Annotated in this window: 17 protein-coding genes; 9 read left to right on the forward strand and 8 right to left on the reverse strand. The window is 55.1% G+C overall.

All coding sequences use genetic code 11. From position 1 onward, the window contains the following. Positions 1-84 precede the first annotated feature (84 nt). A complete protein-coding gene (locus H6F75_RS24150) occupies positions 85-720 on the forward strand; it encodes a DUF1003 domain-containing protein (RefSeq protein WP_190755324.1) in 636 nt (211 codons plus the stop codon). A gap of 67 nt (positions 721-787) precedes the next feature. Here H6F75_RS24150 and H6F75_RS24155 read toward each other — a convergent pair whose 3' ends face one another. Then, positions 788-1,150, reverse strand: coding sequence for a response regulator (locus tag H6F75_RS24155; RefSeq protein WP_190523112.1), 363 nt, complete (start codon positions 1,148-1,150; stop codon positions 788-790). 116 nt (positions 1,151-1,266) lie between these two features. Next, the gene (locus H6F75_RS24160) at positions 1,267-2,169 is read right to left on the reverse strand and encodes an ABC transporter permease (RefSeq protein WP_190755326.1); all 903 of its coding nucleotides are present in this window, start codon (positions 2,167-2,169) and stop codon (positions 1,267-1,269) included. A 259-nt stretch (positions 2,170-2,428) separates the two neighbouring features. Here H6F75_RS24160 and queG point away from each other — a divergent pair, with 259 nt between their 5' ends. Both queG and H6F75_RS24170 read left to right on the forward strand, forming a co-directional pair. Then, on the forward strand, positions 2,429-3,409 hold the full coding sequence (gene queG / locus H6F75_RS24165) for a tRNA epoxyqueuosine(34) reductase QueG (protein ID WP_190755328.1): 981 nt from the start codon (positions 2,429-2,431) through the stop codon (positions 3,407-3,409). A 48-nt stretch (positions 3,410-3,457) separates the two neighbouring features. Further along, positions 3,458-4,339 (forward strand): tetratricopeptide repeat protein, encoded by an 882-nt coding sequence (locus H6F75_RS24170; RefSeq protein WP_347710704.1) that lies wholly within the window; start codon positions 3,458-3,460, stop codon positions 4,337-4,339. A 25-nt stretch (positions 4,340-4,364) separates the two neighbouring features. On the opposite strand, the gene ppk2 is transcribed toward H6F75_RS24170, so the two are convergent. Next, the gene (gene ppk2, locus H6F75_RS24175; protein ID WP_190755330.1) at positions 4,365-5,309 is read right to left on the reverse strand and encodes a polyphosphate kinase 2; all 945 of its coding nucleotides are present in this window, start codon (positions 5,307-5,309) and stop codon (positions 4,365-4,367) included. Positions 5,310-5,347: 38 nt separating this feature from the next. Beyond that, entirely contained in the window at positions 5,348-7,999 is a 2,652-nt protein-coding gene (gene alaS / locus H6F75_RS24180) for an alanine--tRNA ligase (RefSeq protein WP_190755332.1), read from the reverse strand. A 419-nt stretch (positions 8,000-8,418) separates the two neighbouring features. Between alaS and H6F75_RS24185 the strand changes: the two genes are divergently transcribed. Continuing rightward, a complete protein-coding gene (locus H6F75_RS24185) occupies positions 8,419-8,691 on the forward strand; it encodes an acylphosphatase (RefSeq protein ID WP_190755334.1) in 273 nt (90 codons plus the stop codon). Positions 8,692-9,000: 309 nt separating this feature from the next. On the opposite strand, the gene H6F75_RS24190 is transcribed toward H6F75_RS24185, so the two are convergent. Next, positions 9,001-9,360, reverse strand: coding sequence for a hypothetical protein (locus H6F75_RS24190; RefSeq protein WP_190755336.1), 360 nt, complete (start codon positions 9,358-9,360; stop codon positions 9,001-9,003). Positions 9,361-10,613: 1,253 nt separating this feature from the next. Here H6F75_RS24190 and H6F75_RS24195 point away from each other — a divergent pair. After that, positions 10,614-12,221, forward strand: a complete 1,608-nt coding sequence (locus H6F75_RS24195) for a tetratricopeptide repeat protein (protein WP_190755338.1) — start codon at positions 10,614-10,616, stop codon at positions 12,219-12,221. Between the two features lie 73 nt (positions 12,222-12,294). On the opposite strand, the gene H6F75_RS24200 is transcribed toward H6F75_RS24195, so the two are convergent. After that, on the reverse strand, positions 12,295-12,837 hold the full coding sequence (locus tag H6F75_RS24200) for a transposase (RefSeq protein WP_190755340.1): 543 nt from the start codon (positions 12,835-12,837) through the stop codon (positions 12,295-12,297). A gap of 386 nt (positions 12,838-13,223) precedes the next feature. Between H6F75_RS24200 and H6F75_RS24205 the strand changes: the two genes are divergently transcribed. The 4 genes from H6F75_RS24205 (at position 13,224) to H6F75_RS24220 (ending at position 16,570) form a co-directional block, all read left to right on the forward strand. Next, on the forward strand, positions 13,224-13,514 hold the full coding sequence (locus H6F75_RS24205; protein WP_190755342.1) for a hypothetical protein: 291 nt from the start codon (positions 13,224-13,226) through the stop codon (positions 13,512-13,514). A 583-nt stretch (positions 13,515-14,097) separates the two neighbouring features. After that, complete coding sequence (locus H6F75_RS24210; RefSeq protein WP_190755344.1) at positions 14,098-15,081, forward strand: hypothetical protein; 984 nt, start codon at positions 14,098-14,100, stop codon at positions 15,079-15,081. After that, positions 15,081-15,641 carry a hypothetical protein gene (locus H6F75_RS24215; RefSeq protein ID WP_190755346.1) on the forward strand — a complete coding sequence of 187 codons (561 nt, stop codon included), beginning with the start codon at positions 15,081-15,083 and terminating at the stop codon, positions 15,639-15,641. The genes H6F75_RS24210 and H6F75_RS24215 overlap by 1 nt, the downstream gene beginning before the upstream one ends. 110 nt (positions 15,642-15,751) lie before the next feature. Then, complete coding sequence (locus H6F75_RS24220; RefSeq protein WP_190755347.1) at positions 15,752-16,570, forward strand: hypothetical protein; 819 nt, start codon at positions 15,752-15,754, stop codon at positions 16,568-16,570. Positions 16,571-16,717: 147 nt separating this feature from the next. Here H6F75_RS24220 and rodA read toward each other — a convergent pair whose 3' ends face one another. Next, positions 16,718-17,977, reverse strand: a complete 1,260-nt coding sequence (gene rodA, locus H6F75_RS24225) for a rod shape-determining protein RodA (protein WP_190755348.1) — start codon at positions 17,975-17,977, stop codon at positions 16,718-16,720. Positions 17,978-18,101: 124 nt separating this feature from the next. Beyond that, complete coding sequence (locus tag H6F75_RS24230; protein ID WP_190755349.1) at positions 18,102-19,166, reverse strand: Mrp/NBP35 family ATP-binding protein; 1,065 nt, start codon at positions 19,164-19,166, stop codon at positions 18,102-18,104. Positions 19,167-19,244: the final 78 nt, after the last annotated feature.

Here is a 19,244-nt window from a genome sequence, read left to right on the forward strand (position 1 = left end):
CTCCTGAGGCGATCGCTTTTGGCTCCGAAGAGCGCCCTGCCGATATAGAAAGCTTATTACTCCTAACCGTTTACCCGATTTCCCATGGCTAATTCCACCGAGTCGGCTGCCACTACATCGTCAAAGACCTGGTTTAGCCGTCGTCCCAAGCAGCGCATTTTGACGGCTCCCCTGCCTGACCCCATTGCCGAAAACATCGAGGCAATTATTACCCTTCACCGCCAGGAAGCCGAGAAGGCCTCGGCCACCGAGCGAGTTTTAGAGGTGGTGGCTTCGTGGTTTAGTCGACCTGGGTTCTTGTACCTGCTGCTGCTGAGTCTAGGCTTTTGGCTTGGTGGCGACGCCCTTAACCACACCAGCCTGCTGCCCTTTGAACTACCCACCTTCGGCTGGGCGGATCAGGGACTAGATGCAGCGTCGCTGCTGATCTCGACTGGGGTGTTGATTCGCCAAAACCGCCAGGAAAGCTTTGCCGAACAGCGCACCCAGCTAATGCTTCAGCTCAATCTGCTGTCGGAGAAGAAAATTGCCAAGATCATTGCCCTACTGGAAGAGCTGCGCGAAGATCTGCCCGATATCGCCCAGCGCTACGACCACGAGGCGGCCATGATGCAACTCTCCACCGATCCCCTAGCGGTACTGGAGGCCTTAAAGGAAAACCTGGAAGAAGAAATATCCAAGGAAAACCTGGAAGAAAAAATACCCACCGAGGACGCGTGACCGTCGACGGTTTAGGTGAGCTAAGGGTAGCTCACAGCAGCCTAGCTACAGTCTCGGTAGCTGAGTCCTAGCGCAATAGCTGCTTGACGGTGCTGATCATATCGGCGGGGCGAAAGGGTTTGGTGATGTAGGCATCGGCCCCCTGCTTCATGCCCCAGTAGCGGTCAAACTCTTCGGCCTTGCTAGAGCAAATAATGACGGGAATGTTTTGAGTGGCGGCGGTGTTTTTGATCCAGCGGCAGAGCTCGTAGCCATTCATGTTGGGCATGACAATGTCGAGCACCACCAGATCGGGAGGCGTCGCCTGAATCATCTCCTGGGCTTCTACGCCGTCTTTGGCTTCCACTACCGTCAAGCCTGCCTTAATCAACAGCCCGGCGATCATTTCTCGCAGGGTTGAACTGTCGTCCACAATTAGCACTGTACTCATACCGATGCCTCGCTGACGGTATGCAGACCGCCCATTGCTCCGTAGCTATTATGGCCAATTTGGGCAGACTCTAACACTTTATTTGAGGACGGCATCGCGGAGGGGATGGAGAAGAGTTATCGCAGCGAAAACTTGCGAACTGCCAGCAAGCTGCCCATTAACCCTACTAGAGTACCCAGCCCCAGCAGTGCCGCAGGCAGCAAAATTAGCTGCTGGGGTGTTAGCCTCAGCCCCTGCACCACAAACTGAATGAAGTCGGCCTGCTGGGTGGCCAGCTCGGTTAAAAAGCGCTGAATGGTAAACAACAGTCCCCAGGCTACGGTGGCCCCGGCTAGACCAAAGGTGGCCCCCTGCAAAATGAAGGGCAAATAGATCCAAATGCGGGTAGCTCCGACGAGCTGCATGACCTCGATCTCGCGCTTGCGGGCCAGCACAATCAGGCGGATGGTAGTAGTGATGACGGCGGTGGCGGTGAGGGTGAGAATAGTGATGACAAATAGGCTGGTCCACTTGAGGCCGTCGTTGAGCTGGGCCAGGCGGGTGACGGCTTCGTCGACGTAGCGCACTTCGTCAATGCCATCGAGGCTTTGGAGCTGACTGGCGATCGCCGGCACCGACTCAGAATCCTTCGCTTTAACCTTGAGTTCGTCGACTAGGGGATTGCCCTTGAGCTGGTCGGTGGCTCCGGCAATATCAGACAGGCCCAGGTCGGCCACCAGAGACGCCCAGGCCACTTCCTTGGTCACTGGGGTCACCGCCACTACGTTGGGGAAGCCCTCGACTACTGGCTTTAGATCGCTGGCCTGAAAGCCGCTTTCTAAATAAGCCGATACCTCAAGCTGGCTACCAAACTGGTTGAGCAGCCGCTCTAGCTGCCAGGTCGATTGCAGGCTAATGCCAAATAAAAACAGCAGCACGGTGATGGTGCTGATGGCCGCCCAGTTCATCCAGCCGCCGCGCCGCAGCCCCAAAAAGGTTTCGCGCAGCAGGTAGTCGAACTTAGTGAAAAGCTTAAACATAAGCGCCCTTGCCTGGGTGAGTTGGGCTGACGGTAATTGAACCGACAATAACAGATATGGGGGGCAGCACCCGATGCCAACGCTAACTACAGCATGGTACAAACTATGCTCTGTTCATACCCTTGTCAAGGGGCATTCGCTATTCGCAACCTAATTGGCCTGGGTTAGGCGGCTCTGGGCTGAGCCCTGGGTCGTCTTTAGGAGGGCTAGGCAGTAGTTACTATTAAAGTGATCGAGGAGTTTGAGGATAGATGTGTCAATGGTTGAAGCGGCTGGTTTGCCCGATCGCCAGGCGGTGATTGACCAGGCTCTAGCCCTGGGGTTTCACTTAGTGGGCATTGCTGCTGTGGAACCTGAGCCCAGCCCATCTGAAACCGCCGCCGTGGGTCATCTGCAAACCTGGCTTAACCAAGGCCACCAGGCCGATATGGACTGGATGGCAAATCCCAGACGGCAGGACATTCGCCAGGTGCTACCGGGGGCGCGATCGCTGATCTGCGTGGCCCTCAACTACTACACCCCCCACCGTCATTCCCAAGATCCGAGCCACGGCAAAATCTCGCGCTACGCCTGGGGTCGCGACTACCACCGGGTGCTGCACAAGCGCCTTAAGGCTCTGGCCGACTGGCTGACGACGGCTGAGGAGGGAACGACTCAGGTGCGCTACTACGCTGACACTGGCCCGGTGCAGGATAAGGCCTGGGCCCAGCAGGCGGGCCTGGGCTGGATAGCCAAAAACGGCAACCTGATCACTCGTCAATACGGCTCCTGGGTGTTTTTGGGGGAGCTGGTGACGACCCTGTCCTTGGCCCCTGACCCGCCCCACACCGCCCACTGCGGCACCTGCACTCGCTGCCTGGAGGCTTGCCCCACCGGAGCGATTACCCAGCCCTACGTGGTTGACGCCAACCGCTGCATTGCCTACCACACCATTGAAAACCGTGATGAAGCCTTGCCAGAGGCGATCGCCCCTCACCTGCAAAACTGGGTGGCGGGCTGCGACATTTGCCAGGATGTCTGCCCCTGGAACCAGCGCTTTGCTCAGCCCACCACCGTCGATGAATTTCAAGCCCGCCCCGAGCATCTGGCCCCAAACCTAGACGACTTAGCTAACCTATCAGAAGCAGATTGGGACAGTCGATTTCGGGCTTCGGCCCTGCGGCGCATCAAACCGGCCATGTGGCGGCGCAATGCCCGAGCTGCTCAGAAGTGGTCGGGTGACCATAGCGCTGACCCGTAACCAACGTACACTCTATATAGTTCTGCTATCTAACCTGCGAAGTTTACCGTGCTAAAACGCTCTCTCCTGCCCCTGCTCACCCTCTGTGGATTGCTCGGCGCTACCCTGCCGGCCCACTCCCAGGCTTTGACCCCCTACGTGCTGCCCCTCGACTACGACTTGATGACTGAGCAGGGGTTGTTTCTCGCCAACGAGGCCCAGCAGCTAGCAGAGTTTCAGCAGTTTGGGCGAGCTTTGGCCCTGGCCCAGCTAGCGGCGCAGCTGGCCCCCAACGACGGCCAGGTATTGGCCCTGCTGGGCGGGCTCTACCTGCAAAACAATGAGGTCGACAAGGCGCTACCGCTGCTAGAAAAATCCCGTAGCCTGTTGCCCGACAACGCTCGGGTGCTGTTTGCCCTGGGCTCGGCCTACCTGCAGCAAGACAACCCTCAGTTAGCTTCCAGCTACCTGGAGCAGGGGCTACAGATTGAGCCCAACAACCCCAGCGCTCTGTTTGACCTAGGCAACACCTACTTCAAGCTAGGTCAATATCCCCAGGCGATCGCCCGGTTTGAGCAGTCGGTGGCGGCGGAGCCGGACTTTTGGCCCTCTGTGAATAACATTGGCCTGGTGCTCTATGAGCAGGGCGAGGCGCAACGGGCCGTGGAGTACTGGCGCTCTAGCCTGGAGCTGGCGGGCAATGAGCCCGAGCCCAAGCTGGCGATCGCCGCCGCCCTGCACGCCCAAGAAAACTGCGGAGTAGCGGTGGTTAGAGCCAGCAGCGCCGCCTGCCAAGAGGCGGTGCGCCTGGGCACCGAAGCCCTGGAGCAAGACAGCCGCTATGCCGACATCGAATTTTTGAAGACCAACCTCTGGGGCGATCGCCTGTTGACCTCCACCAGCGCGTTTTTTGAGCTACCCGACATCAAAGCGCTGATTGCCGAACTGTAGCCTCTAACGGCGGCTTGCCGACCGCTCAGTAGCGCTGAGGCACAAAAAACTGCTCGTTGATCGGGGGGCGCTCGTAGTCATCCGGCGCGCTGCGGCGCGGGGTTAGCTCCAGGGGCTCGGGGGTCATATCGACGTAGTCGATCTTGCTGAGAATGTGGCTGATGCAGTTGAGCCGAGCCCGCTTTTTGTCGTCGGCTTCGACCGTGAACCAGGGCGCTTCGGGAATGTTGGTGTGGGCAAACATGGCGTCTTTCGCCTGAGAATACTCCACCCAGCGATCGCGCGACTCCAGATCCATCGGGCTGAGCTTCCAGCGACGGGCAGGGTCGGTCAGGCGCGACTGAAACCGCCGCTCCTGCTCGTCATCGCTAACCGAAAACCAGTACTTCAGCAGAATGATGCCCGATCGCACCAGCATGCGCTCGAACTCGGGGCAGGTGTGCATAAACTCGTCGTACTGGGCGTCGGTGCAAAAGCCCATCACCCGCTCGACCCCGGCCCGGTTGTACCAGCTGCGGTCAAAGCAGACAATTTCGCCGGCGGCGGGCAGGTGGGCCACGTAGCGCTGAAAGTACCACTCGGTTTTTTCGCGATCGCTCGGCGTCCCCAGGGCCACCACTCGACAGCCGCGCGGGTTGAGCTGCTCGGTGAGGCGCTTAATGGTGCCACCCTTGCCCGCCGCATCGCGCCCCTCAAACAAAATGACGATGCGGCTGCCGGTGTGCTTGACCCAGTACTGCATTTTCACCAGCTCCACCTGCAGGCGGGCCAGCTCTTTCTCATAGAATTTGCTGGTTAGCTTCGAGCTGCCTTCCGACTCAGAGATGTAGTGAAAGACAGGTGGCTCCAAACCTTTCGCCCGATCCTTTTTGCGCTGCTGCTTGGCCTTCTTTTTGGCTTTTTTCGTCTTTTTGGAAGAGTCAGAGTCCTCGGTGGTTCCGAGGTCGGCTGAGGCTTTGCGATCGCCCATGGGTGTTGCCCTGATAGACTGCCGCTATGAGCTTAGCGCTAGACCAACGTCTCTAGCAGCTGCGCCTTCGCACTCGCCAACGCTTCAGGCAGCTTGCTGGCGTCGCGTCCGCCCGCCTGAGCCAGGTTGGGCCGTCCGCCACCGCCGCCGCCAGTGAGCTTGGCAATGCCGCCGATAAACTTGCCCGCCTGCAGCTTTTGCTCTATCACCTCGGGGCTAAACGCGGCGACCAGGCTGACTTTCTCAGGCTCAGGCACCGAACCCAGCACCACGGCTCCAGCACCCAGCTTTTGCAGCAGGCGCTCGGCGGCGGTTTTGAGGGCTTCGGCGCTGACGCCTTCTAGCTCGGCCACAATGACTTTGAGAGAGCCCACGGCTTCGGCGCTGTCGAGCAGCTGGTCAGACTTCAGCACCGCCAGTTCAGACTTCAGTGCCTCTAGCTCTTTCTGGGCGGTCTTGAGGTCGGTTTGCAGGGTGGTGACGCGATCGCTCAGCTCCTCGGGTTTAGCCTTAAAGCGATCGCTCAGATCGCGCACCACGGCATCGCGCACGTTGAGATACTCCAGCACGGCGGGGCCAGCAACGGCCTCAATACGGCGGGTGCCAGAGGCTACCCCGGCCTCAGAGATGATTTTGAACAGGCCAATTTCAGCAGTGTTGCTGACGTGGGTGCCGCCGCACAGCTCCATCGACACGCCGGGGAAGTCGATCACCCGCACCTCGGCGCTATATTTCTCGCCAAACATGGCGATCGCGCCCTTGGCCTTGGCCTCTTCCAGCGCCATCACGGTGATTTCCCCCTGGTGGCCCTCGGCGATCCAGCTATTCACCTGTTCTTCGACCTGCTGCACCTCGTCAGCCGTCAGGGCGCGGGGGCAGTTGAAGTCAAACCGCAGGCGATCGAAGGCAACCAGAGAACCAGCCTGGGAAATATCGGGGTCGACCAGCTTTTTCAGCGCTGCTTGCAGCAGGTGGGTAGCGGTGTGGTTGGCCTGGGCACGACGACGGCAGGCGCGATCGATCTGGGCTGTGACCTGATCGCCCACCGCCAGCGCACCCCGCTCGACTCGGCCAAAGTGAACGAAGAAGTCGCCGTCTTTCTTGACGTCATGGACGCGGATCAGCAGGTCATCGCCCGACAGGTAGCCGCGATCGCCCACCTGACCGCCCGACTCCGCGTAGAACGGCGTCTGGTTGAGCACCACCTGCCCTTCCTGCCCCGCCTCAATGCGATCCACCGACTTCCCGCCGACTAGTAGTGCTTCTACTTTGCTAGCGCTGGTGGTGTCTTTGTAGCCCAAAAACTCTGTTGAGTGAATGTGTTCAGCTAGGCTGTCAAGGCTGCCCTGCACCGTCAGGTCAATGGTTTCGTGGGCATCCTTCGAGCGCTGGCGCTGTTCTTCCATTGCCGTTTCAAACCCGGCGGCGTCTACCGTCAGGCCCTGCTCTTCAGCAATTTCCTGAGTCAGCTCTAGGGGGAAGCCGTAGGTGTCGTAGAGCACGAAGGCATCGGTGCCCGAAATTTGCTGGGTCTGCGACTGGCTCTCGCGCTTGAGAATGTCGGTCAGCAGCTTTTCGCCCCGCTCCAGGGTTTCGAGAAAGCGGGATTCTTCGCGATCGAGTTCGGCTTTGATCTGGACATCGCGCTGCCGGGTGTTGGGGAAGGGCGTTTCTGCTAAGACGATCGCTGCCTCGGCCACTTTGCTAATAAACGCGCCCTCAACGCCGATCAGCCGCCCGTGGCGCACCACCCGACGAATTAGCCGCCGCAGAATGTAGCCCCGACCCACGTTGGAGGCGGTAATGCCGTCAGCGATCATGTGGACGACGGCCCGCACGTGATCACCAATCACCTTCAGCGAAACCTTCGTCTTCTCGTCAGACTTGCCGTAATCAAGTCCTGCTAATTCCGCCGCTGTTTTGATGATGGGCAAAATCAGGTCGGTTTCGTAATTGTTGGGCACCTGTTGCAGAATCTGGGCCATGCGCTCTAGGCCCAGGCCGGTGTCAATGTTTTGGTTTTGCAGCGGGGTGAGGTTGCCCTCGGCATCCCGGTTGTACTGCATAAAGACCAGGTTGTAGAACTCGATAAAGCGCGAGTCGTCTTCCAGGTCAATTTTGTCGTCGCCCAACTCGGGATGAAAGTCGTAGTAGATTTCCGAGCAGGGGCCGCAGGGGCCGGTGGGGCCAGAGGTCCAGAAGTTGTCGGCCTCATCCATGCGCTGGATGCGGTGGGCGGGGATGCCGATCTGGTCGCGCCAGATGGCAAAGGCGTCGTCGTCTTCGCGAAAGACGCTCACTATCAGGCGCTCGGCGGGCAGTTTGAAGACTTCGGTAGACAGTTCCCAGGCCCAGGCGATCGCCTGCTCCTTGAAATAATCTCCAAAGCTGAAGTTGCCCAGCATTTCAAAGAAGGTGTGGTGGCGCGCCGTGCGGCCCACATTCTCAATGTCGTTAGTGCGAATGCACTTTTGTGAGGTGGTGGCGCGATCGACATCCGCCGGGCGCTGGCCGAGGAAGATCGGCTTGAAGGGCAGCATGCCGGCGATGGTGAGCAGCACCGTGGGGTCTTCGGGCACCAGGGATGCGCTTGGTTTAATGGCGTGCCCCCGCGCCGCATAAAACTCCAGAAACGTCTGGCGAATCTCTGCGCCGGTCATCGTAGTGGAAGAGGTGGGGGACTTTGCCATGGAACGGGGGAAGGGGTGGATGGGTAAGGGGGTGGATGGGTAAGGGGGTGGTCAACTGTAGGGTGCATCCGCAACGCGATGCACCATCTAGCAGATCATCGCCAGAGTAGGCGTTCAAGGCAGGGGGAATGATCAACCTCACCTGAACTTAACTTGACTTCCAAAGTCGGATATTCAACTTGAAAGTGGAATATTCAACCTTACCTGAATTTCTATTTTGACCGATGATTGCAGATTGCGAAGTCAACTAGGCCGAATTTTAAGGCGATCGCATCAATCTCGGTATCGGTGGCCCTCAGTCGAGTGGGCTGAGGCGCATTTCGAGACAGCGGTTGCGATCGCCAGGGCGTGAGGGGTACGGAGTAGAGCAAACGCCCTATGCGAAAATCTTGGCGTGATCAACCTACAGACCAGGGACTATGGAACAAATTCGAGCGGTGATTCATGGGACTGTGCAGGGAGTTGGGTTTCGTTATCACACCTGCCAGACAGCCCAACAGCTAAAGGTTAAGGGCTTTGTACGCAACCAGCCAGATGGCACCGTTGAAATTGTGGCAATGGGTACCAGCGACCAGCTCAAGGCCCTACTGCACTGGGCTCATCAAGGACCAGTGGGTGCCCGAGTTACCGGGGTAGAGACTGAACCTTATACAGGATCAGCTCATTTCGATGGGTTCACCATTGAGCGCTAGCCGCCGTGTCTAAATGTTTAGCAACGCCGATCGCCCGTAGCTCAGCCAGGGCAGCGGAATGCCGGCAATGGGAGCCGACTAAGGGTCACACCAATGGTGAGCAGGTGACTGTAGCCACCGTAGGGTGGGCACTGCCCACCAGTAGAGAGAAAGTTTTCCAGAAGTTGCGTCTGCCCCGCTATGCTCTCAACCGATGTTGCTAGGCGATGCGGCCAGAGTTGACTAGCGATCAAAAAAGACCCGTGGCTGGGCCACAGGTCTCTAGGAGGGTATTTTGTTAGCGTTCACGGCGGCGGCACGGACGCATCGCTAGGCGCTGCGGCGGCGGGGGCGCTTGCGCTCTGACTTTTTCTTGTAGCCGATCGCTTGGGCGGCGTTGCTGTCGGGGCCAAACTGAGCCCGCACGGCTTCTTTCATGCCCAAAATCGAGTTGTGAAACTCCCATTCGGCCTGGCGGGCGGCATCGGCGGCGGCTTTGACCATCGCTTGCAGCTCGGTTTCTTTTTGTTGCATGGCCAGCATGGCAGCAAAATTAGCTTTGAGGGCTTCGGGCGACGCGTCGGTGCGGACGGGGCGATAGCCTTCGACGGTGCCGAGGCTGTTGAGGGAGTCAATGTCGTTGCTGATGGTTTTGCTGAGCAGACGACGGGTGATGTTGACGACGGGCATGGTGATACACCTTGGGTAATGGTTGATATACGGACGCGAGCAAATAGCCTGCCTGAAGAAAGTTCAGGACTGGTGGCGGAGGTTTGGGGGAGCGACGAAAGGTTTCAGGTCAGGCGATGGGAGACGACGGTTGGGGCGAGGCGTTGTCTCATCTATTGCCAAGATGCCCGGTGCGGAGAAGCGATGTAGCCTCAATTTGAAAGATTGCGACCCGACACCAGCAGTTTTGATAAAGACTGGATGAATGTTGCACCAGGTTGAAGCGAGTTTTAGCACAACAATGGTGATGCAGCGCAGAAATGATTGATTTGCTGCCATGACAGAAGCATTGTGCACTGAGCAGGTAAGAGTGTAACGAGCGACTATTCGAAGTTGCTCTATGACAGAAGCATTGTGTATTGACAACTTAAAAGGTTGCGCGATCGCAGCAGCATTGTCGCGCCGCAACTTAAGATGTTGCCGCCTTGCAATAGGAAGTTGAGCTGTCGCACTAAAGCATTTCGGCTTGACAATCGAATGTTGCGCTGCTGCACTAAAGCATTGCGGCCTCACACTAAAGGATGCAGCCCTGACAATAAAGCGGTGGGGTGCTGCAATAGGCGATCGCGCCAGAGCAGGGGAAGGTATTTCGCCACCTGCTGCACTACAGACAGTTAGTTTAGGCCAGCTAAGGGTCGAGCTACCGAACCGATCAGTCATTACCTTAAAAGGCACCTAAACCTTGGCCACTGATCTCCTTGTGAAACAAAACGCCTGTGCCACAACAGGAGCAAGCGTCACCCCTACCTAGCCCTATGCCTGCTGCTATAGACCCACGATCGCTGAGCGTGCAAGACTATCACCGTATGGTAGCAGCAGGCATTTTGGCCGCAGATGAACGGATGGATTTACCAGAAGTAGAGAGTATGGGATAGAGCAAAAGCTCTATGAAGGAGATGCGATCGCACCCCTGGCGTTTCCCGACTGCGAGATTGCAGTGCGGGAGGTGGTGCGATCGAGCGAGCAGAGACAAGACAGCTATGCGATATCAAGATGTAATTACGCTCGACTCTGAAAAGCAAGGTAGCAAATCGTAAACTCGTGTGATGTGAACCGAGTTTCTATTGTTGTAGCTCGTGTCAAGAGCGATTTGATGCAGTGTAAGTAGCTTGAGTTTCAGCACATCTATCAAGAATCCGGAATCTGTAGTAAATGCTTTGTAGATCTCAAGATGCCATCGGGCAACCATTAGGTAGTTTCAGAAGATTGAATGTATGAATCAAGAGCAAGACTCCTCTCAAGCTGAGTACGACTATTACTGGAATCTCGACCAACAAGAAAGAGATCAATTACTTGAGAACGAACAAACTCTTGATTCAATTCGAGTACTGCTACTATTTCAGCAGGGACTGCAACTAGCTAAGAAGGAAGAATTTGACGCTGCGATCGCTAGCTATGACAAAGCGGTTGCGATCGGACCAGACCATGCTTGGGCTTGGGCAGATCGAGGGTTTGCTTTAACAAAGCTAAATCGTTATGAAGAAGCAATTGATAGCTATGACAAAGCCGTTGCGATCAGACCAGACCATGCTTGGGCTTGGGCAAGTCGAGGAATTGCTTTAGCAAAGCTAAATCGTTATGAAGAAGCAATTGATAGCTATGACAAAGCGGTTGCAATTGAACCAGACCGTACTTGGGCTTGGGCAAGTCGAGGAATTGCTTTAGCAAATCTAAATCGTTATGAAGAAGCAATTGATAGCTATGATCAAGCTTTAAAGCTTAAAACAGGTAATCACTGTGTTTGGTGCAAACGAGCCAAAGCATTACATGAACTAGGCCGTTACGAGGAAGCCGTTCTTAATTATGACAAGGTTTTAGAGCAGCAATCTATGCTTGAACCTTCTTGTGCTTGGGACAAGAGCGTAATTATCAAAAAGAATAATCAGCTTCTTTCCTACTTGATGAATCAGTGGGCACCAGGTAAGAGAACCTTTTGGGGGAATCTCCGCTTGATATACTTTGCATTTCTACATCCAATTATTTGGGGAAATCTCCGCCTGATATACCTTGAATTTCAATTTCCAATTATTTTTTGCATGCTGCTAGCTTTAATTGTCTTTTCTAAAGGCACTCTTTTTGCTCAAATTCTGCAAGGAGGCTTATATATAATATTCACAGGTCTTTCAATCTTACTGATTCCTGCCGCTCTTGTCGAATTTAGAAAGAACATTAAAACCTCTTGCAGAATGTATTTTAGGAGCGGCATTTTAAGCTATATACGGGCTTTTTCGATCTGTTTTATTACTATAATTATCGGTTCAATAATTTACATTTATTCCCCCAGCTTTCTTCGTTTTGGATGGGGGCAGTTAGTGTTTTCAAATTCAGGTAATTGGGCAATTACGCAGCCACTTGAAATGGCAAATCAAGCTGCCGAAACAGCAAATGCTTTTCAAGAGCACCTTGCTACTCAAACTCTGGATGTTCTCAATAGAAGTGAAGGTAGAGTTAGTTATGTTGATTTTCGATGGGTATTCATTCCTGCTCTTTGGCTCCTACTGATTCTTGCCTTACCTGCTTGGGCAAAATGGGAGGAGGAAAAGTACCGCAAAGGTATCCATACTTGGAAGGGTATTACAATTAACTCCATTAAGTTTGGTTTGGCACATCTAATTATGGGAATTCCCATTTGTATAGGTTTAAGCCTTTCAGTGCCAGGATTTCTTTTTGCCTGTCGTTACAGGTATGTTTATCAACAGCATCTGAGAAAAAATGGCAATGAACAAGAAGCACAGGAAGCTGGAGTATTCGCGAGCACAGCCGACCACGCAATTTATAATGCAATTCTAATCACATTGTTGATTACTGCTTTCCTGTTCTGAGTTTTCCTATTAGCCGACGTAGGTTAGGTGAAACGCAGTGGAACCCAACACCCTCAAACCAAGCTTTAATCCCTTACTCACGACCAATATTTTCATCAAACTCAACCGCTCTTATCGCGCCCCAATCTGCCGGATAGACTCTATCTGCAACATAGCGATGAAAGCTCGAATAGGGCCAATCTTGTGGCCTATTCACCAGATTATGCTTCACCGGGTTGTAGTGAATGTAATCCACATGCTGCCTAAAGTCGGCTTCATTACGAATTTGATGTTCCCAAAACCGTCGCTGCCAGATAGCTTGCTCCCCTTTGCGAAGGCGGGAGATTGATTGTTGTTGTTTGTAAGCTTTAGGGCACTGCAGGCTAAACCAGGTTTTGATGCGCTTCCATCGAGAGGAAAAGTCGGCATCACCCTCGGGCAGAGTCCAAATGCTGTGGATGTGGTCGGGCAGGATGACGATGGCGTCAATGGTGAAGGGAGACTCTATTTTGACGATGTGAAAAGCTTTGCGGAGTAGGACTATGGTTTCGTCGTGATGAAATAGGGGTTGCCGATTGTAGGTAACGACGGTGAAGAAGTAGGTGGCCCCTGAGGTTTGGGCGCGTCGGTAGCGCATGGATGTGGTTGAGGGATTGCGTGCGCTTAGGGTAGGTTGTTGGGCAGGAAACTATCAGGGCAGTTGGGTTACGCTGGCGCTTCACCCAACCTACGTGGGCCTGAATCAACGTTCTAGGCTCTGTAGCGAATTTGACTTGATTTGGGCGTCTGAATAGAGTACTTTACTGAGCTATGGCTGTCCGCGTGCAGTCTGAGCTTCCCAAAAATTTGGTCTAACGCCACTGGAAGGTGCTACCAACACCAACCAGCGGCTAACCCCGTCGACTGAGCGACCAGTCTCGGAGGCTAAGGTTGATTTTACCTGGCCGTCCTGAACTGCACATGTCTGGGGCGGCCAAGTTTTTGGGATTCCTTACCCACCGTTAGCAAAGGAATCCCTGAATTATGTTGTGTTTGCCATATTTGGTGTCGTCTGCCCGTCGAGGCGAGGCGACCAATCCGCTGCTGCTGGCGAATCCTGAAGCCCAGCCGGGGCGTGAGCGGTTGCGCCATCTGGTGATTGGCTCACAGGAAGGGGTGCGTGCCACCATCAATCAGCTGCATGTGCTGAACTATGCCGATCAGATGACCTGGAGCCAGTTGATTGCAATACCGCGATCGGGGATTTTGATTACTCCAGAGCAGGGTGAGGTGTTTAGTCTGCTGAGGCGCGATGGTCAAAGACCGGCCCTTTAGGGCCATCGACAGGTAGATTGAGACCTCTAAGGAGTCAGGTGCCTTCTATAGCCATGACGTTATCAGTCACAGCACCAAAGGCACCTGCCCCCTGATGCAAAAACATCGGCTACAGAATCAAACAGAGACAGCTCTGCCATCTGCCACTTTTCGTAAAAATGGGCGATCGCCTCTAGCGCTAGGCTTAGGCGTTGATAGGTTTCGTCGTAATTGCTCAGCTCAGTAGTCACTCTACAGGTCGCCACTGTGCGTAGCTGATGGACATTAGCTAACGGCCTAGTCAGCTGCGGGCTGCTCTTTAAACCTGCATCAACGCGATCGCCGCCTCTCCACCCGCGCGATTTACCCCTGAAGATTTTTTTATCTACCTCCATAGTTTCATCAAGGTTGTCATCCACATTGGTAGGGTGACAGTGAATTCAAACGGTAGCAAAGAGCAGTTAGAAACCCCTTACTTAGACCTTTGTATCGTTTCGCTCTTGAGGTGGGAAAAAGTTAGTTTTGTTTCGAATTCATAACAATTGCTGACACCATCACAATCAGAATTACCACTCAAAAACTATCAACAAGATCAGGAGTCTCTATGAATAGCGAGCGACAATTCACAACCCAAACTCAGACCGAAGCTCAGCCCCCTAGCTCTGAGGCAAGTTTTTCACCCACCGTCAAAGTTCATGGTGAAGTGCCCCCGACTAACGTCTATGAGGTAGAGGCCAAGCCCGCGATCGATACCGAAGCCAAAACCGAAGTGAAACCAGAGCAGAGCCCGCCCCAACCGCCTCAAGAGGGCCAGTCTAACCCAACACTGACCAGGTTATTGGTTGGCGGCCTAGTGGGCGGCACCCTCGGCACACTGGCTGCTGCTCTAGCCAATCGCAAAACCTCCAAGGGCTTTGACCACAGTGCCCAAGGGGTAAGCCGCGCCTTTAAAACCATTGGTCAAGGCCTGAGCCAGGCTGCCCGAGGGGTAGGCGATGCAGCCAGAAGCGTGGGTGAGGGAGCAACCTATGCCGTAGTGGGCTCAGCCCAAGACGCCGCCCAGAGCATCACAACCGGAACTCAACAGGCGAAATCGACTACTGCCGACGTGGTGCACACTACAACTGAGAAGGTGAACCAGACGGTTAAGGGCGCAGCAGCGGGCATCACCGAAGGGGCTCAACAAGTCAAGACAACCGCGGCTGAAGCTGTTCAATCCACCACTGAGCAGATTAACCAGGCCGTTAAGGATATTGCTGAAGGCACTCAGCGCCCGACGACTGACAGTGCAACGGTTGAAGAACCTGTTTTAGCGGGTGAGCAAGCCGTCGTGAGTTCCCCATCAGAGACAGCTAATGTTTCGGCGGTTGATGAACCTGCTTTAGAAATGAGTGATGTATTAGATGTCATTGAGGCAGAGACTGTCAATCTTGACGACTGGAAATCAGAGGCTGAAATTCAAAGCGGTGTAGACGATTCCACCTCAGCCAACAAATTTGTTCAAGAAGAAATTACGATTTCTCCCCAGCCCTCTGCCTCTCTAGGGTTTGAGGCTACCCGCCCCAATGAAAAGCCAAGGAGAAAATAATGTCTACACCTAACGACGAAACCGTCACCACTAGGAATAGGAATCAAATTTCCCCAACGGTCGAGGATGGGTCTGATTCCTCTGAGCGAAACGTCAGTCCTAACAGTCAGGCGTTTACCAAGGTGGCCATTGGGGCTTTGATAGGGGCCACCCTAGGGGGCATTGCCGGCGCCCTGACCAACAGAGGCGTTGTCGATCGCATCAACACCTCTGTGCGGGGCGTTGGCAATACCGTCAGAAAAACGACCGCTGGCATTGACGAAACCGTTAAAGGCGTGGGCGATGCGGTCCAGAGCGTTGCGGTTGGGGTCAATACGACCGCCAAGGAGATCAACGAAGCGGTGCGAGAAACGGCTGAGGGGATTAGCGGAACTGTAAAAAGCACCGTTCACACTGTGCAAAACACCGCTGATGAGGTTCAGGAGACGGTTGGCAGTACGGTAAACACCGTCAAAAGCGTCGTGGAGGAAACCACTGCGTCTGCCAACCTGACACCGGACGCAGAGCAAGCAACGCTCTATAAGCTAGTTCCTGTTACTGGCAACAAACCCAATGCCTAACTTCGAGCAACAAAGGGCACTTCAATGAACCCTATCGGCATGACAGGACGTCGATTATGAGCTGGCTATCTCAACTGTTGATCGGAAAAAGAGCGCAAAACTGTCAGCCGATGGCAGCCTCGCCGGTTTCCCCCAGCCCACCACCGGAGTCTATGGCTCAGGTGGTGGTTGAGGAAACCATTATGGCGGTGGCGAAATGGTTGATCAGTCTGGTGAATCGAACCATGGAAACGCAAGCGTCTTCGCCAAAGCCAGAGTCGCCCCCCCCAGCGAACCCCGATGAGGAGCAGGTGGCCAGTGTCGATACTCCACTGGTAGAGCCCGAAGCGAGTGCGGTAGACCAGTTGCTGGCAAAGTTTAGCGGTTTGATCGAGGAAGCTTGCGATCGCACCCAGTCAATTGCATTGCTTGAAAACCGTCTTCAGGAGCTTGAATCTACCCTGCAAGGCACTCCAGATTGGCAAGACTCTATTCAACTTCTCAATCAGGCGGTGGTCAAACTCGATGGCCGCCTCAGCCAGGTAGAAAGAATATTGCAACAGGTTGATCTGGGAACACTTTCAGAGACTTTAGCGATTTCTCTAGAAAACGAATCTCACCTTCAGCAGTGGGCCCAAACCTCGACCCAGCAAATTGCTGAGTTGAGCGATCGCTTAAACACCATCGAAACCACAGCTGAAACAGCAGAGGAGCAGCATCGCGCCAATCTGCACAAAATTTTTCAGGTGATTCAACCTACCGTTCAACAAACAACGGCCCTTGAAGGGCGCGTTTCTCATTTGGAGAAAGTCGTCACTCGATTGAGCCTTGTGCCTAAGTTCGTAGAGAGCAACTATCGCTCCATTACCACCCTGCAAAATTACGTTAAGCAGGCTAAGGGCGATCCAGTTTCAAGCGGCAACGGGAACGGTAGCCAAAAGGTAAACTAGCTAGACCAACTCCTGTTTGAGAGCCTATAGAGACGGCTCCACAATCTGCCGCTTTCTACACTGAGCAACCATCCCGGTTGCTCAGTTCAGCGCTGACGGGGTTCTCCGGCAGGGTAATGGAGAGAGTGGAGAGTGCCTGCGATCGCCCTAATCCGTAAACTTCAGGCGATGGCGAAAGTTTGCCACCGACTCCACCATGCCCAGGGCAATAAAGTTCGTCAGCAGCGCCGATCGCCCGTAGCTCAGCCAGGGCAGCGGAATACCAGTAATCGGTGCCAAACCGATGGTCATGCCAATATTGACCACCACCTGAAACACGATCATCGACAACACCCCAATCGCCAGGAGTGAACCAAAGTCGTCCTTGGCGTTTTGGGCAATAATCACCAGGCGGTAACAGACCAGCCAGTAGGTGAGAATCACCACCATCGAACCCACAAAGCCCCACTCTTCGCCCACCGCCGAAAAAATAAAGTCGGTGTGCTGCTCAGGAATAAAGTTGAGCTGAGTTTGGGTGCCGTGGCCCAGACCCTGACCCCAGATCTTGCCTGCCCCAATGGCAATACGCGACTGAATCAGGTGGTAGCCGCCCCCCAACGGATCTTTATCGGGGTCGAGAAACAGCACCAGACGATCTTTTTGGTAGTCCTGCAACAGGCTCCAGAGTATATCCCCCAGCTTGCCTGCAATCAGGTTCACCGCCGTGGCGACCACGGTGCTAAACCAGCGCCAGGGCAGCGTAAACCAGGCCGTTAGCCCCATGGACAGACTCCACACCAGCCAGCCGGGCAGCACCAGGTGAAATAGAATTGTCGCCACCAGGGGTGACACAAACAGCACCAGCCAGCCGGGGTTGCAGTTGGCCCAGTAGAGCATGCCTATGGTAATCGCCCCAAACACCAGCGAAGTTCCCAGGTCAGGCTGCACAAAGACCAGTATCCACGGCAGCACAATGACGGCGATCGCACTACCGACTCCCCAAAGCGTAGAGGCGTCGCGGCGGCTGAGCATCGCCGCCAGGGTAATGATGATGCTCAGCTTGGCAAACTCGGAGGGCTGCACGTAGAAGCCGCCTAGGGCAATCCAGCTCTGGGCACCGCCGCCCACGGTGCCGATAAACATCACCGCCACCAGCAGCAGGTTGACGATGCCGTAGATAATCCACTGCCAGTTGAGCAGGTGCTCGTAGCGACTGCGGGACACCCACAGGGCAATGCTCAGGCCAATCAGTCCTAGCACGCCATGGTTTAAGCCATAGTTGCCGTCAACCGTGTTGCGCTGAATACTATGAATGACAACCGCCCCAAAGGCCGTGAGCGCCACGGGCAGCGCCACCAGCACCCAATCGATACCCTGCCAGCCCACCGCCAGCGATCGCCACTGCTTTTGCGCATCGGTTAAAAACATCGCCGTTGCCTACCAGTTCGCCCAATTGATTATGCCAAGAACAAGCGGTAGAAGGTGCAGGGTATAGGGTTTAAGGTGCAGGGAAAATCCTTGAACCCTATACCTCAAACCCTATACCCCATACCTAAGACGCCAACGCCGCTACCGACACCCGAGCTGCCACCTGCTGGGCCATAGCCCGCAGCGCCTTGGCGCTCTCCGAGTCAGGGTGCTGCACCACAATGGGAATGCCCTGGTCGCCGCCCTCGCGCACCGCCATCTCCAGGGGAATGCAGCCCAGTACCGGCAGGTCCAGTTCTTTAGACAGCAGCTCGCCACCGCCAGAGCCAAAGATGTCGTAGCGCTTCTCGGGTGCGTCCGGGGGAATAAACACGCTCATGTTTTCGACAATGCCCAGCACCGGCACCTTGAGCTGCTGGAACATTTTCAGCCCGCGGCGAGCGTCGGAAATCGCCACCGACTGAGGGGTTGAGACAATCACCGCCCCGGCCATAGGCACCGCCTGGGCCAGAGTGAGCTGGGCGTCGCCCGTGCCGGGGGGTAAATCCACAATTAAATAGTCCAACTCGCCCCACTCCACCTGGTAGAGAAACTGGCGAATAATGCCGTTGAGCATGGGGCCGCGCCAGATTACCGGCTGGTCGCGATCGATTAAAAAGCCCATCGACACCATCTTGACGCCGTGGTTAAAGGCGGGCTCTAGCACTTCCCCCTGCTTGACCACCACCTGGGCCTCGGTCAGGCCCATCATGATCGGCGCGTTGGGGCCGTAAATATCGGCATCGATCAGACCGACTTTTGAGCCCATTTGCGCTAGGGAAACGGCCAGATTCACGGCCACGGTGCTCTTGCCCACGCCGCCCTTGCCGCTGGAAACGGCAATGATATTTTTGACGCCGCCGATGCCGGTGCGATCGGGCAGGGCTTTTTGCTGGGGCGTCTCGGCGGTGACATCTACCTTTACCGTCTCCACCCCCGGCAGCGATCGCACGGCTTTCTGGCAGTCTTCAACAATGAACTCGCGCAGGGGGCAGGCGGGGGTAGTCAGCACCAAGGTGAAGCTGACGGTGCCGTCTGCGATCGCCACGTTGCGGATCATATTGAGATCGACCAGGCTTTTTTGCAGCTCCGGGTCTTGCACCGGGCGCAGCACGTCTAAAACAGAAGCTTCGGAGAGGGTTGGGCTCATGGAGTTGGGGGAGTGGCCAGCAAGTTAAAGAATGGACGACATCGACAATAGACGGCTTTGGATCACCAACCCTGGTAA

It is taken from the genome of Nodosilinea sp. FACHB-131, from assembly GCF_014695395.1.
Classification (GTDB): Bacteria; Cyanobacteriota; Cyanobacteriia; order Phormidesmidales; family Phormidesmidaceae; genus Nodosilinea.